The following is a 12,500-nucleotide window of genomic DNA, read 5'->3' as shown; positions in this document are numbered from 1 at the left end:
CGCTCTAATACGCACCTGTTGATTGGCTTTAAAGATCCTGGAGTTCGCAATGCCCCATGAAGGCAACCTGTTACAAGCAGCGGTGGTGTTCCTGCTCGCCGCTGTGCTCACCGTGCCGCTGGCCAAGCGCCTGCAACTGGGCGCGGTGCTCGGTTATCTGTTCGCCGGTGTGATCATCGGCCCCTCGGTACTGGGCCTGATCGGCAACCCGCAAAGTGTCGCGCAGTTCTCTGAGCTGGGGGTGGTGTTGCTGCTGTTCATCATCGGCCTGGAGCTGTCGCCCAAGCGTTTATGGGTGATGCGCAAGGCGGTGTTCGGTGTCGGCCTGGCCCAGGTGCTGTTGACCGGGGTGGTGATGGGTGCGGTGGCGCTTTGGGTATTTGGCCAGGCCTGGAACAGCGCCATCGTGCTGGGCCTGGGCCTGGCGCTGTCGTCCACGGCGTTTGGCCTGCAAAGCCTGGCCGAGCGCAAGGAGCTGAACCAGCCCCACGGCCGGCTGGCCTTTGCGATTCTGCTGTTTCAGGACATCGCCGCGATCCCGCTGATCGCCATGGTGCCGCTGCTGGCCGGCAGTGATCACCCCACCACCGAAGCCGAAGGCGTGCAGCACGTGCTACAGATCCTCGGCAGCATCGCCGTGGTGATCATCGGCGGGCGTTACCTGCTGCGCCCGGTGTTTCGCATCGTCGCCAAGACCGGGCTGCGGGAAGTGTCCACGGCCACCGCCTTGCTGGTGGTGATCGGGACGGCCTGGCTGATGGAGCTGGTGGGAGTGTCCATGGCCCTCGGCGCCTTCCTTGCCGGCCTGCTGCTGGCGGATTCGGAGTACCGCCATGAACTGGAATCCCAGATCGAACCGTTCAAGGGCCTGCTGTTGGGGCTGTTCTTTATCAGTGTGGGCATGGGCGCCAACCTCAGCCTGCTGATCAGTTCACCGCTGGTGGTGATCGGCCTGACCCTGCTGCTGATCGGCCTCAAGCTGCCGCTGCTCTATGCCGTGGGCCGGCTGGTGGGCGACCTCAACCGCGAAAGCGCCCTGCGCCTTGGCGTAGTGCTGGCCGCCGGCGGTGAGTTCGCCTTTGTCGTGTTCAAGATCGGCCGTGACCAGGGCCTGTTCGAACCCCACCTCTACGACATCCTCGTGCTGACCATTACCCTGTCCATGGCGGTCACGCCGCTGCTGTTGCTGGTGTGCCCGAAGTTGTTCAAGCCCAAGGTCAAAGCAGTGGAAGTGCCCGAGGAATATCGCGCCATCGAAAGCGACGCGCCGCGCGTGGTGATCGCCGGCATGGGCCGCATGGGCCAGATCGTCGCGCGGATCCTGCGCGCCCAGAACATCTCGTTCATCGCCCTCGATACCTCGGTGGAAACCATCGAGTTGACCCGCAGCTTCGGCGGCATGCCGGTGTTTTACGGTGACCCGCAACGCCCCGAGATCCTGCACGCGGCCAAGGTCGACCAGGCCGAGTTCTTTGTGATCGCCATGGACGACCCGGAGATCAACATCAAGACCGCGGAACTGGTGCGCAACCTCTACCCGCACATGAAGATCATCGCCCGCGCCCGTAACCGCCAGCACGTACACCGCCTGGTGGACCTGGACGCCTCGCCGGTTCGCGAAACCTTCTACTCCAGCCTGGAAATGAGCCGCCGCACCCTGGTGGGCCTGGGGTTGAGCCAGGCCCAGGCCGATGCACGCATCAACCGCTTCAAGAACCACGACCTGCAAGTACTCGCCGCCCAGCACGCGGTGTACGACGACGCGGCCAAAGTCATGCAAACCGCCCAGGAAGCCCGTGCGGAACTGGCGCGGCTATTTGAAATGGACAGACTTGAGGAAGAGTCCGACAAGGTGTGACGCTGCGGATGAACGATATTGCGAATTTTCTGACAGAATGCTCCGCAATCTCGTTCATCCCTTGGAGCGCTTCATGGCCACCTTCACCAAGACCGCTGCCCTGCTGGCCCTTGCGCTAACCGCCGGCAGCGTGTTCGCCGCCGCCAAACCGACCACCCAGACCGTCTCCACCCTGGGCGGCAAGTTCACGTTCACTCTGCCCAAGGCCTACACCGCCGACACCCTGCCGGCCGGCAAGGCCGAGGATGGCACCGCCGACACCCAGGGCACGATGTACGCCAGCCAGACCACAAAAAGTGTAGTGATCGTCGCCGAAACCGTGCGTAAAGACGGGGTCAAGATCGGCGACAACGACCCGCAGTTCCTCGATGGCGCGGTGGCCGGTTTCGTCAAGGACCAGAGCGCCGCCCTGCCCGACTTCAAAAAACAGGCCGAGAAAAAACTCACCGTCAAGGGCCTCGGCCTGCGCCAGGTGGACAGCACCGCCACCCAGGGTGGCGGCAAAACCCTGAACTCCACGTTTCTCGGTGGTTCGGGCAACCAACTGGTGGTGATCCAGGCAATCTCGCGGGCCGATGATGCCAAGGGGCATGCGGCGCTGGTGAAACAAATCACCGGCAATAAGTAACCCGATCGCCCCAACAGTGAATAGCCAATGTGGGGGCCACAGGTTTGCCCCCCTTTATTTCAGGCTTTTTTCCAGCCAGGCCTTCAGGTCCTGCACTTCCGCCTCACTGATGGTGTGGTTCATCCCCGGGTAGCCATGAAACTCGGGGTTGAGCCCCAACCCCACCAACACCTCATTCGCCCGCGTCGCCGAGTCATACGGCAGCGCCTGGTCCAGGGTGCCGTGGCCAATAAAGATCGCCAGTTTGCCCAAGCGCTCGTCCGGCTTGAGCTCGGCCCTGAGCACCGGCAGCACGCTGCCGCTGAGCGCCGCAATACCGCGCACCAACGGTGGGTCACGCAAGGCCACCTCGTAAGACATGATCGCGCCCTGGCTGAACCCCACCAGGAACACCCGGTCGGGCTGGGTGTGGTACTTGGCGGTGGCCTTGCCGACAAAATCCTTGATCAGCTTGGCGCTGCTCTGCAGATCAGCCGTTACCCCATCGTATTCGCCGTCGCCCGGCGTCTTGGTGAACCAGCGAAAGCCGTTCGGTTGCACCGGCGTCGGCGCACGCACCGACAAGTAAGTCCAGGTGGAAGGCAATGCGTCCTTGATGCCGAACAGGTCTTGCTCATCGCTGCCGAACCCGTGCAAAAAAATCACCAGCGGCTCGTTGCGCGCGTCGCTTTGGGTCTGTTCCAGGTACGCGAGCGGCAAATCGGTGTGCAACCTGGCATCAGCGTGGGCAACGCCGGCCATCAGGGCCAGGGCGAGGGCAATGGGTTTGAACATGGGACGCTACCTCAGGGTTTGCGCAATAAATAAGTGTCCATGATCCAGCCATTGGCCAGGCGCGCCGCCTTGCGCACCCGATGAATTTCGTCAGCTACCTCGCCGACCTTGCCGCTGACCAGGATTTCATCCGGCGTGCCCAGGTAGGCGCCCCAGTAAATATCCATGTCCTGGTCGGCCACGGTGCGGTAGGAGTCTTCGGCGTCGAGCATCACCACCAAGGTATCGGCATCACTGGCCTGCCCCGCCGCCAGGCGTCGACCGGTGGTGATCTCGACGGACTTGCCGATGCGGTTCAAGGCCACCTTATGCCGGGCGGCCAGGGCCTGCACGCTGGTGATGCCGGGGATCACCTCGAATTCAAAGGCACAACGACCACTGGCCAGGATCGCCTGCAGGATGCGGATCGTGCTGTCGTACAGCGCCGGGTCGCCCCAGGCCAGGAAGGCGCCCACCTCACCGTCCGCCATGTGCTCGTTGATCATGCGCTCGAAGGTGGCTTGCTTATCGCGGTTGAGGTCCTGCACGGCGGTGGTGTAGTCGATCTCGCCGCGCACGCGCTCGGGGCAATCGGCCTCGACAAAACGGTAGCCGGGCTCGGTGATATAGGTGTCGCAGATCTCGCGGCGCAGGTCGAGCAACTTGTCTTTGCTCTGGCCCTTGTCCATCAGGAAAAACACGTCGGTGCGGTTCAGCGCCTTCACGGCCTGCATCGTGATGTAGTCAGGGTTGCCGGCGCCAATGCCGATGATCAGGATGCGTTTCATGGGTTGCTCTCATTGCGGGACGTGAATGTTGCCATGTTTGCCCACTCAGGCGTGAGCTTCCAGGCGCAGGCGCCACACGTCGTTGAAGCGCAGCTCGGTGGCGGACAGCGGTTCGACGTCGATCAGGTAGAACATCGAGATCGGAAACTGCATGACGTACAGCATTGCGGCACGGATCACCAAGGGATGGGTCACGGCCACCACATGGCCGGGGTGGTGTTCGAGCGACTTCATCCATCGCCCTACCCGCGCGCAGACCTTGTCGACCGACTCGCCGCCGTGGGGCGCGCTGGCGTTGTCGGTCAGCCACTCCATCAATTCGTGGCGATCTACTGCGTTGACGTCCTGCCCCGCCCAACGCCCCCAGTCGCCATCACGCAGGGCTTTTTCGACCTTCGGGTCGCGACCGAACAGACCTGCGGTCTGCCGGGTGCGCGCTTCCGGCCCACACAGCAAGCGCGGGTTTTTCTTATAACGACCCGCCAGGGATAAGCTCGCATTGCGCCAATCCATCACCACCGACTCGTCAGCGGCAAAACGCCCCTGTTTTTGAAAAGGGGTGACGGCATGGCAGATAAGGGTCAAACGGGTGCCCTGCATCGCAGTTCGCTCCAACACAACGGACGAGACCACCAAGACTGGCGCAGATAACGCTGTTGCGCAACGCTAATCAAACCACTCCCGCCGCCCCTCGAATGTGCCGACGATCAGTTCCACAATCACCCGCACCGCCTCGGCATCGCGCACCTGCACGTTCACCGCCAGCCACACCTGGCGCTGCATGCTATCGGCCAACAACCCCGGCAAAGCCACCAGGCCACGGTCGAAGCTGCTCATATAGTGCGGCAGCAACCCGATACAGGCGCCGCAGCGAATCATTTCCAACATCAGCGAATAGGCATGCACCTGCACCACCGCGGCCAGGCGCCGTTGCACCACTTGGTTCCACGGCTGCAAGGCGTCGACCTGTGCGTCGGGCTGCCATTGCACCAGCATGTAGTCATCAAGGTCCTCGACGCTGTCCGGCCGCGTGGTCAGGCGCGAATAGCGCTTGGCGATGTGCGGCAAATACTGCAACCGCGCAAGCGATCGCGGCGGTTCGATGGCGAAGCTTGGGCCAGGCACCGGGCCGTCGGTGTCCGACAACCACAGCACCACGTCCACCTCCACCGCTTGCAGGGACTGTTGGCTGTCGATGGCGATGATCTCCAGGCGCACGCTGGCATTGCGGCGCAGCAAGGCGATCAGGTCGCGACCGAGGATGTCGTGCAGGATCGGTTCGGCCACCGCCAGGCGAATCAACGGTTGCTCTACCACCGGCAGGCGTCGTTGATGGGCCAGGGCGACCAGTTGCGCCTGCAATTGCAAGCCGTCGCGACTGAGCACCAAGCCGTTACCCTGGTAGGTGAACAGCGAGTGCCGCAGGTGTTCCTCCAGTTGCGCCAGGCGTTTGCGCAGCAAGGTCGCCTTGATGTTCAGGCTGCGCGCCGCCTGCATAAAGCAGCCGCAACGCGCGCTCACCAGAAAGTAGCGCGCCACCTCCGGGTCGATCTGATGCGCCAGCGCCAGCCAATGGCCGCGTGGCTCGACCGCTGCGCGATAGGCTGCGGGCCCCTGAGGGCCGGACGGTTCCAGTAATGCCATGGGAGACTCCTTGTCTGATGGGCGTGTGCATCCAATGCGGGGTGCGGCGTCTACTCCAGCACCTTATTCAATTGGGCGCCGTCGATACTCAAGGTCGCGGTGTTGAGCATGCCTTCGAGGTAAGCCTTGGCGATCTGTTCCTGGCGCTGGGCACGCAGCGCCTCGGTGAGGCGCTCGCGCAGTTCGTCGAGGGTCGCGGTGCGTGCCGGTTGCTGGGCGATCAACTTGAGCACGTGAAACCCGGCCGGGCTCTGCACCGCCTCCGAGACTGCGCCGACCTTGAGTCGCGCCACCGCCTCGCGCACTGGCGGCACCAGTTGCTGCAACGGCTGCAAACCGGAATCGCCACCGCGCGCGGCGCTGTCCGGGTCCTGGGAGAATTGCGTGGCCAGCGCGGCAAAATCCCCCGGTGCGGCCTGGGCCTTGCGGCTCAGTTCCTGGGCCTGACGGCGTACCGCGTCGAGGGCTTGCGGGTCACTCACGGCGAGGAAAATCTGGCTCACCCGGTACAACGGCGGCGTCACCCACTGGGCTTTGCCGCTGTCATACGCCTGTTGCAACTCGGCGGCGCTGGGGTAATCGGCCGGGACCTGGCTGACCGACAGCATGTAATCGCGAAACACGATCTGCTCAGTCGCCGCGCGGGTCTGTTGCTCCACCTCCGGGCGCTGGCGCCAGCCCTGGGCATCGGCCTGTTCGAGTACGGCTTTTTGCGCGAGCCGCGAGCGAATCCAGGTTTCCAGGGCGCCACGGTTGCCGCGCAGTTGCTCGCGGGTTTCGGCCGGCAGGCTGGCCAGTACGCTGTTGAGTTCCGGCAGGTCGATCTGCTGGTTGCCCAGGCGTGCCACCGCCGGCCCGCCAGGTACGGGGCTGGTCGAGGGCGCCGGTTGTTGCGCCGCCACCGGGTCGCTGCCCGGGCGCAGGCTCAAGCCCACCGCCACCACCAACAGGGCCAGCGCACCCGCGCCGACCATCAGGGTTGGCTTCTTCACAGTGCCGAGGCCTCTTCAGCGACCGCCGCAGGCTGGGCCTGCAACTGCGCCGCGTGCTGGCTGTACTCACGCAGGTAAACGATAAATTCCTGCAGCAGGCGATCCCACAGTTCCAGTTGGCTGCGCAAGTGCGTGGCGCCGACACCGGCCACCACCACGTCCATTTCCATCAGCAAGAATTCGCCCTGCACCGACAACCGTGCAAAGCGGCGCGAGGCATTCCACACCGGGGCCAGGCCCTCGGGCAACTCGCCCTGTACCCGCAGCGCGCAGCTGTAGGTGAAGTCTACGTACGCGCCCTGCTCCGTCGCCGGGTTACCGAAGCGCACCGCAAAACCGATGCCCTGGCTGGCGCTGAGCAACTGCACGATGCCGTTCTGTTCGCTCTGGTTGACCCGATAACCGGCTTCCTGCAACAGCTCGGTAAGGCTCTGGACGCTGACGCTGGTGATCAATTCGCTCATGCTCTGTGCTTCCTTGTCGATCAATGGGTAACGCCCGCCTGGGGCGCATCAAAACGGCTCTTGTACAGATCGTCGCCAAAGCCCTGGGCCAGTTCTTCGAACTTGACCCGCGTGCTGCTGGCGAAGGGCTGGCGGATACTCATCACCTGCGCCACATCGATTTTTTCGTAGGCCGCGAGCAACTGCTGGGCCACGCCGTACATCTGTTGATTCTTGACTGAACATTGCTGCACTTGTGTGTCACGTTCAGCCAGCCTGGCCTGGAGGCTGGCACGCTCAGCCTCCTTGCCCTTGGCCAGCACCAGCAATTCGTCGTAGGCCTTCTTGAACTTGCCGATCTGCTCGTTGCTCGCATTCACCTGCGCTTGCGCCTGACTGTGCAGGCTCTGCTGCTGGCCGGCCAGTTGCTCGGCCACGCCACGGGTCTTTTCCAGCTCGGCCGTCAATTGCTTGATCTGCGCCTGGGCCTGCCTGGCCTGGGTTTCGGCGGCCAGGCGCGCGGCACTGGCCTGGGCCTGTTCACTTTGCAGCGCCTGCAACTGCTGGGTGGTGCTGCGCAGTTGGGTGCGCAGGCGCTCTTCCATGCCTTCGGCCGAGGCGCCAGTGGCGACCAGCAGCAACAACAGCCCGCCTATTCGAATGTTCATGTGGCATCTCCCTGCGCGTCAGAAGCGCGTGTTGAGTTCCAGTTGCATCACATCGACTTCGAACGGCTGGCCATACACTTCGGACGCGCTCAACCAACGCGCACTGGCGTAGATGTTCTTGTCGATGCCGTAGTTGGCGCCGATGAAGTAACCCTTGGCGTTGGTGCCGCCCAAGTGAAACGAGGAATCGTTGAAGCCATCGGGCAAGGCGTCGGGCTGGATGTACTTGTAGCCGGCCAGCACGTTCCAGTCGCCGCGCGTGCGCATTTCCAACGCACTGCCAAGGGTGAACGAGACCATCAAGGCATTGCCGCCACTTTCAAACTGGCCGTTGCCGTTGATGTTGTTGACGATCTCGCCTTCGCTGCGCTTGAGCATTTCGCCCTTGTCGTAGGCCAGGTTGTGGATGAAGTTGCCCTGGGTGCGCAGCTTGAAGTCGCTCGGCAGTTCGCTGTCCCATACCAGGTTGAGGTCCAGCACATCGAACTTCGACGCCAGGCCGACGAACTGCGGGTCCGGCGTTTTGGCCGGGTCCGTCGGGTTGGTGGTGTTGTTGCGCAGGTTGAATACCGTGTTGCCTTTTTGCATAAACGCCACACGCGTGCCGTCGGTGTCGCAGCCCGCCGCCCCCTGCCATGTGGAGCACGGGCTGGAGCGCTCGCCTTCGATGTCCTGGAACTGGTAATAAGCGGCGGCGAGCTTGAGGCGGTTGCTGCGGTTGATCTTCCAGTCTGCGCCGATCTGCCCGCCAAACAGCCATTTGGTCTGGCTGTCTTCCTTGTCGATCCCATTGCTGCTGGCGGTGTCGGAGGTGTATTCGACCGGGAACGCGCCCAGGGTCCCGAACAGGCCCCATTCGCTGTTGAGGCTGTGGTTGAAGATCGCCGCCACGCCATCGAAGTTGAGGTCGTTGGAATACATCATGTCGGTGGAATAAAACGGGTTGCCGATGCGCCCGGCGGTCAGGGTCATGGCATCGGTGGTTTTCCAGCTCAAGTAACCCTGGTCGAGCCAGATGTCTTTTTTGCCGAAGCCGCCGCCCAGGGTCTGGGTGGTGGACACCGGGTTATTGTCCGAGCCGGTGGCGATGCGGATGCCGGCGGTCCATTCCGGCGAAATCACCGCTTTCATGCCCAGGCGTGCGCGCAGGCGGAACAGGTTTTCGCGGTCCTCGCGGGTGTTGAGCAAGGGCGGGAACCGGGTGTTGGAGTTTTTGTTGACGTCGTACGGGCCGGTGTCGTTGAGCTTGGCGTAGTCGGTGATGGTGTTGTCGTTGCGGCCCGAGAAATAGCGCGACTCGTCACGCAAACGGATATCGCCATCAAAACTGATGCGCGAGATCCAGTCCGGAAACGTATTGGGCTGGGCCCAGTTTTCCTGCTTGGCGGTCGCCATGACTTCAGCCTTCACCTGGTCACGGATCTGATCGCGTACCGCTTGCGGCACGTACTGCACGCGCACGTCGCCAGGGGCTGCGGCGGGGCCGCTGGCAACCGTCGGCGCCGCATTGGCCTGGCGTGCCTGCCGGGCCTCATTTTCGGCCTGGGCGATCAGCCCGTTGGCGGTGTCCTGGGTCAATACACCCTGCTGCACCAGCAGGCGGATCAGGTTGATGGTGACGTTTTCCGAGGGGGCGACCGGGGCTGCCGCCGCCTGTCCGACCAGGGTCGCGATGACCATGCCAACCGCCAGGGTCAGTCGATTCACGGGGGAAATCATGTGTACGCAACTCCTGTAAAAAACCGTTGAGAAATGCAGTTGAAGAGTGCTCGATCAATCCGGGCGCCGGCCCTTGAGGGACAGGCGTACCGGCAGCGTTACCGAAGCCGGCACCCGTTGCGTGGCATGGGGCGCGCGCAAGGCCGCCAACACCTGGGCATCGGTTTGGGCATCGCCGCTGGACTTGGCCAACTCGGCGCGGATCACCTGGCCTTCAGCGTTGAGCCACAAGTCCGCCTGCACCGTGTAAGCCTTCTTGCGCAATTCCGGGTCTTCACGCAGCAGGCGTTGAAACACCCCGGCCAGGTATTGCTTGTACGTGCCGGCGCCAAGGCCACCGCCGCCGGAACCGGCCATGCCGCCGCCCTTGCCCGCGCCAATGTTGAAACCATCGTTGCCCGACTGCGCATCGCCATCGATCTGCATCGGGTTGGCCAGGTCATCGGCCGGTGACGGCGGCGCTTCCTCGGCCGGCTTGACCTCTTCCGGCGCTGGGGTAGGCACCGGCTCCGGGATTTTTTCTTCCACCTGGGGCTCGGGCTCCTTGGGTTTTTCCGGCGGCGGCGGTGGCGGTGGCGGCAACGGGATAATCGTCGGCACCTTCGGCGCTTCGCGGCGTACGCCACTCATGTCATTGGCCCACTGCCACAACAGCCAGGCCGCCACGGCCCCCAGCAACAGGCCGGCGCCCCACTTCAGCGGGCGCAACGGCGGCGTGTTCTTGACCGGTAACGGCCTGATCGGGATCTGTGCGGTCATGACTCAGCCCTGGCTCGGTTTGCCGGTAACCAGCCCGACCTGGGACAGCTCCAGCCGGCGCAACAAGTCGAGCACTTCAATGACCTTCTGGTACTGCACCATGGCATCGCCGCGCACGATCACCGGGAAGTCCGGGTTCAGCGCTTTCTCGATACGCAGGCGCTCTTCCAGCTCGCCGAGGGTCACCGGGTAAGCGTCGAGGAACACCTGGCCGCCGTCATTGACGGAGATGGCCTTGGTCTTGGCCTCTGACAACGACACCGAGGCGCTGGCCTTGGGCAAGTGGATCTGGATACCCGAGACCTGGGCGGTGGCGGTGAGGATAAACATCACCAGCACCACCATCAGCACGTCCACCAGGGGCGTGATGTTGATGCTGTCGACGGCGGCATCATCGTCATCGTCGTGGGAGGCATTTACGCTAGCCATGGCAATTCTCCTCAGGCCGGAACCGACGCGTGATGCTCGCGGCGGTGCGCCGCTTCACTGTGCTGGCTCTCGCCGTGCATCTCCGCCAGGCGAGTGATGAACTCATCGACAAACACGCGCATGTCGGCGCTCACTTCCTTGTTGCGCGTGATCAGGCGGTTGTAGCCAAACAGCGCGGGGATCGCGACGAACAGGCCCATGGCCGTGGCCAGCAACGCGGCGGCCATACCGGGGGCAATGGCGTTGATGTTCACGTCACCGGCCATGGCCGTGCCGAGGAACACCACCATAATCCCCAGCACAGTGCCGAGCAGGCCGATGTACGGGCCACCGGCGATGGCGTTGGACAGGGTCGAGAGTTTGGCGCTGAGCGCCTGGTTTTCGCGGGTGCGCACGCCGTCCATGGAGCAACGGATGGCTTCGATGGTGGCCGCCGACACCGACGAGGTATCGGCGCCCTGGGCGCGGCGGGTGCGAATCTCCTTGACGGCCACCAGGTACAGGCGCCACAGCGAGGAATGCGTCAGGCGCTCACCCAACTGGGCGTCATCGGCGTACATCTCCAGGCGCGTGCCGATCTGGGCGAAATGCTCGCGGAACACCTCGTTGGCAGCGCTCACGCGGCTGACCTGGCGGTTCTTGCGCAGCATGATGAACCACGACTGCACCATCATTGCCACCAGCACCAGGATGATCACCCAAGCATCCACCGGCACGGCGTTGAGCAGAAAGCCCAGGCTGCCGAAGCCCATGCCCGACTGTTCCTCATCCACCCCATAAGCCACCAGTTTCGACTCGGCGCCCTGAGCATTTGCGTCGGCCAGCAACAACGCGGGCGGGCGGGCCACTTTGGACAAGCGCAACTCATCCATGGCCCCGGCGAATGGCTGGTGTGTGCTGCTCGCTTGGGGCAGGTCGGCGCCCACGGCCAGTTGCGAATTGAACGCCGGCATTGCCACGCCAAGGTTGGCGGTTTCGCGGCCGTTGACATACAACGCGACTTTTTCACCTTCAGCGGTAAACGCCAGGTGCTGCCATTGGCCGGGGTTCAGCGGTTGGGTCGATACGGCGCGCTGGCCGTCGATCTCGATAAACGGCATGCCTTGGTTCAGCCCCAGCAACAGGCTATGGGCGCCATCGCGACGCGCCAGAACGATCTGCTCGCCACTGGCCTGGTCCAGGCGCAGCCAGGCACTGAAGGTGAACGCGCCGCCGGCGGCGTGTTGCAGCGACGGGCTGGCCGGCAACAGCAGCGGCTCACCGGCGAACTGCAAGGCGCGGCCGATTACGCCGTCGATGCTTGTGCCGGTGGCGTTCAGCGCGGTGTTGGCGTAAGCCGTGGTATCGCGTGGCGGCGTCGCATTGGCACCGTCAAAGTGGTACAGCGCGGTGTAATTGGGGTCGAAGGTCAGCTGGCCGTTGGCGGTGGCCGGTGCCTTCTGGTTGCCGTAATACATCCACAGGTCCTGGCGCTGTCCGCCTTCGACCTTGGGCACATCCACCCAGATCAGCGCCATGCCCATCAGCGGGTCGAAGCTCTCGATCTGGTGATTGAACACGGTCTTGTCATCGGCGCTGACAAAACGCAGGTCGGCGCCGTCGTCCTTGATCCCGTCAAAGCTGAAATTGCCGGTGTGCAGGCGCACCAGCAGCGCAGTGCGGCCCAGGGCCTGGCTGATCGCGGCGCCTTGGGCGGTGGTGTCTACCGAAATCTGCTTGCGGTAGTGCCAGTCATCCTGCCACCAGGCATGGGCGGTGGCCGGGAGCGCGAAGCCCAGGCAGATCAACAGGCTCAGAAATAGGCGTTGCATGGGTGAAG

The 12,500-nt window shown here is 63.6% G+C and carries 13 protein-coding genes; 2 read left to right on the top strand and 11 right to left on the bottom strand.

Translation table 11 applies throughout. The features are described 5' to 3' along the window. Window positions 1-49: 49 nt before the first annotated feature. Window positions 50-1,858, top strand: coding sequence for a monovalent cation:proton antiporter-2 (CPA2) family protein (locus tag KSS96_RS12740; protein WP_017530257.1), 1,809 nt, complete (start codon window positions 50-52; stop codon window positions 1,856-1,858). Window positions 1,859-1,931: 73 nt separating this feature from the next. Beyond that, complete coding sequence (locus KSS96_RS12735; RefSeq protein WP_065877917.1) at window positions 1,932-2,486, top strand: DcrB/PsbP domain-containing protein; 555 nt, start codon at window positions 1,932-1,934, stop codon at window positions 2,484-2,486. 54 nt (window positions 2,487-2,540) lie between these two features. On the opposite strand, the gene KSS96_RS12730 is transcribed toward KSS96_RS12735, so the two are convergent. From KSS96_RS12730 to KSS96_RS12680, 11 genes are all read right to left on the bottom strand, one after another. Then, window positions 2,541-3,260, bottom strand: a complete 720-nt coding sequence (locus tag KSS96_RS12730; RefSeq protein ID WP_065877915.1) for an alpha/beta hydrolase — start codon at window positions 3,258-3,260, stop codon at window positions 2,541-2,543. Between the two features lie 11 nt (window positions 3,261-3,271). Then, window positions 3,272-4,027 (bottom strand): precorrin-6A synthase (deacetylating), encoded by a 756-nt coding sequence (gene cobF / locus KSS96_RS12725; protein WP_065877913.1) that lies wholly within the window; start codon window positions 4,025-4,027, stop codon window positions 3,272-3,274. Window positions 4,028-4,072: 45 nt separating this feature from the next. Further along, complete coding sequence (locus tag KSS96_RS12720) at window positions 4,073-4,627, bottom strand: histidine phosphatase family protein (protein WP_017530253.1); 555 nt, start codon at window positions 4,625-4,627, stop codon at window positions 4,073-4,075. Window positions 4,628-4,693: 66 nt separating this feature from the next. Beyond that, window positions 4,694-5,671 carry a LysR family transcriptional regulator gene (locus tag KSS96_RS12715; RefSeq protein ID WP_017530252.1) on the bottom strand — a complete coding sequence of 326 codons (978 nt, stop codon included), beginning with the start codon at window positions 5,669-5,671 and terminating at the stop codon, window positions 4,694-4,696. 50 nt (window positions 5,672-5,721) lie between these two features. Continuing rightward, complete coding sequence (locus KSS96_RS12710) at window positions 5,722-6,663, bottom strand: peptidylprolyl isomerase (protein ID WP_116079724.1); 942 nt, start codon at window positions 6,661-6,663, stop codon at window positions 5,722-5,724. Then, window positions 6,660-7,127 (bottom strand): YbjN domain-containing protein, encoded by a 468-nt coding sequence (locus KSS96_RS12705; protein WP_017530250.1) that lies wholly within the window; start codon window positions 7,125-7,127, stop codon window positions 6,660-6,662. The genes KSS96_RS12710 and KSS96_RS12705 overlap by 4 nt, the downstream gene beginning before the upstream one ends. Window positions 7,128-7,147: 20 nt before the next feature. Beyond that, window positions 7,148-7,774 carry a hypothetical protein gene (locus tag KSS96_RS12700; RefSeq protein WP_017530249.1) on the bottom strand — a complete coding sequence of 209 codons (627 nt, stop codon included), beginning with the start codon at window positions 7,772-7,774 and terminating at the stop codon, window positions 7,148-7,150. 18 nt (window positions 7,775-7,792) lie between these two features. Next, window positions 7,793-9,493 carry a putative porin gene (locus KSS96_RS12695; protein WP_137220411.1) on the bottom strand — a complete coding sequence of 567 codons (1,701 nt, stop codon included), beginning with the start codon at window positions 9,491-9,493 and terminating at the stop codon, window positions 7,793-7,795. A 54-nt stretch (window positions 9,494-9,547) separates the two neighbouring features. After that, complete coding sequence (locus tag KSS96_RS12690; RefSeq protein WP_017530247.1) at window positions 9,548-10,252, bottom strand: energy transducer TonB family protein; 705 nt, start codon at window positions 10,250-10,252, stop codon at window positions 9,548-9,550. A 3-nt stretch (window positions 10,253-10,255) separates the two neighbouring features. Then, on the bottom strand, window positions 10,256-10,681 hold the full coding sequence (locus tag KSS96_RS12685; protein ID WP_010211136.1) for an ExbD/TolR family protein: 426 nt from the start codon (window positions 10,679-10,681) through the stop codon (window positions 10,256-10,258). 11 nt (window positions 10,682-10,692) lie between these two features. After that, a complete protein-coding gene (locus KSS96_RS12680) occupies window positions 10,693-12,492 on the bottom strand; it encodes a DUF2341 domain-containing protein (RefSeq protein WP_217856387.1) in 1,800 nt (599 codons plus the stop codon). Between the last annotated feature and the right edge of the window lie 8 nt (window positions 12,493-12,500).

Origin of the sequence: Pseudomonas asgharzadehiana (assembly GCF_019139815.1) — a bacterium.
Classification (GTDB): domain Bacteria; phylum Pseudomonadota; class Gammaproteobacteria; order Pseudomonadales; family Pseudomonadaceae; genus Aquipseudomonas; species Aquipseudomonas asgharzadehiana.
Note: the sequence above shows the minus strand (reverse complement) of the source record. Positions and strands in the feature narration are given on the sequence as shown.

Coding starts and splice junctions, on each gene's coding strand:
- KSS96_RS12695 (WP_137220411.1), bottom strand. CDS start 9,493: ATGATTTCCCCCGTGAATCGACTGACCCTGGCGGTTGGCATGGTCATC.
- KSS96_RS12735 (WP_065877917.1), top strand. CDS start 1,932: ATGGCCACCTTCACCAAGACCGCTGCCCTGCTGGCCCTTGCGCTAACC.
- KSS96_RS12715 (WP_017530252.1), bottom strand. CDS start 5,671: ATGGCATTACTGGAACCGTCCGGCCCTCAGGGGCCCGCAGCCTATCGC.
- KSS96_RS12690 (WP_017530247.1), bottom strand. CDS start 10,252: ATGACCGCACAGATCCCGATCAGGCCGTTACCGGTCAAGAACACGCCG.
- KSS96_RS12680 (WP_217856387.1), bottom strand. CDS start 12,492: ATGCAACGCCTATTTCTGAGCCTGTTGATCTGCCTGGGCTTCGCGCTC.
- KSS96_RS12705 (WP_017530250.1), bottom strand. CDS start 7,127: ATGAGCGAATTGATCACCAGCGTCAGCGTCCAGAGCCTTACCGAGCTG.
- cobF (WP_065877913.1), bottom strand. CDS start 4,027: ATGAAACGCATCCTGATCATCGGCATTGGCGCCGGCAACCCTGACTAC.
- KSS96_RS12700 (WP_017530249.1), bottom strand. CDS start 7,774: ATGAACATTCGAATAGGCGGGCTGTTGTTGCTGCTGGTCGCCACTGGC.
- KSS96_RS12730 (WP_065877915.1), bottom strand. CDS start 3,260: ATGTTCAAACCCATTGCCCTCGCCCTGGCCCTGATGGCCGGCGTTGCC.
- KSS96_RS12740 (WP_017530257.1), top strand. CDS start 50: ATGCCCCATGAAGGCAACCTGTTACAAGCAGCGGTGGTGTTCCTGCTC.
- KSS96_RS12720 (WP_017530253.1), bottom strand. CDS start 4,627: ATGCAGGGCACCCGTTTGACCCTTATCTGCCATGCCGTCACCCCTTTT.
- KSS96_RS12685 (WP_010211136.1), bottom strand. CDS start 10,681: ATGGCTAGCGTAAATGCCTCCCACGACGATGACGATGATGCCGCCGTC.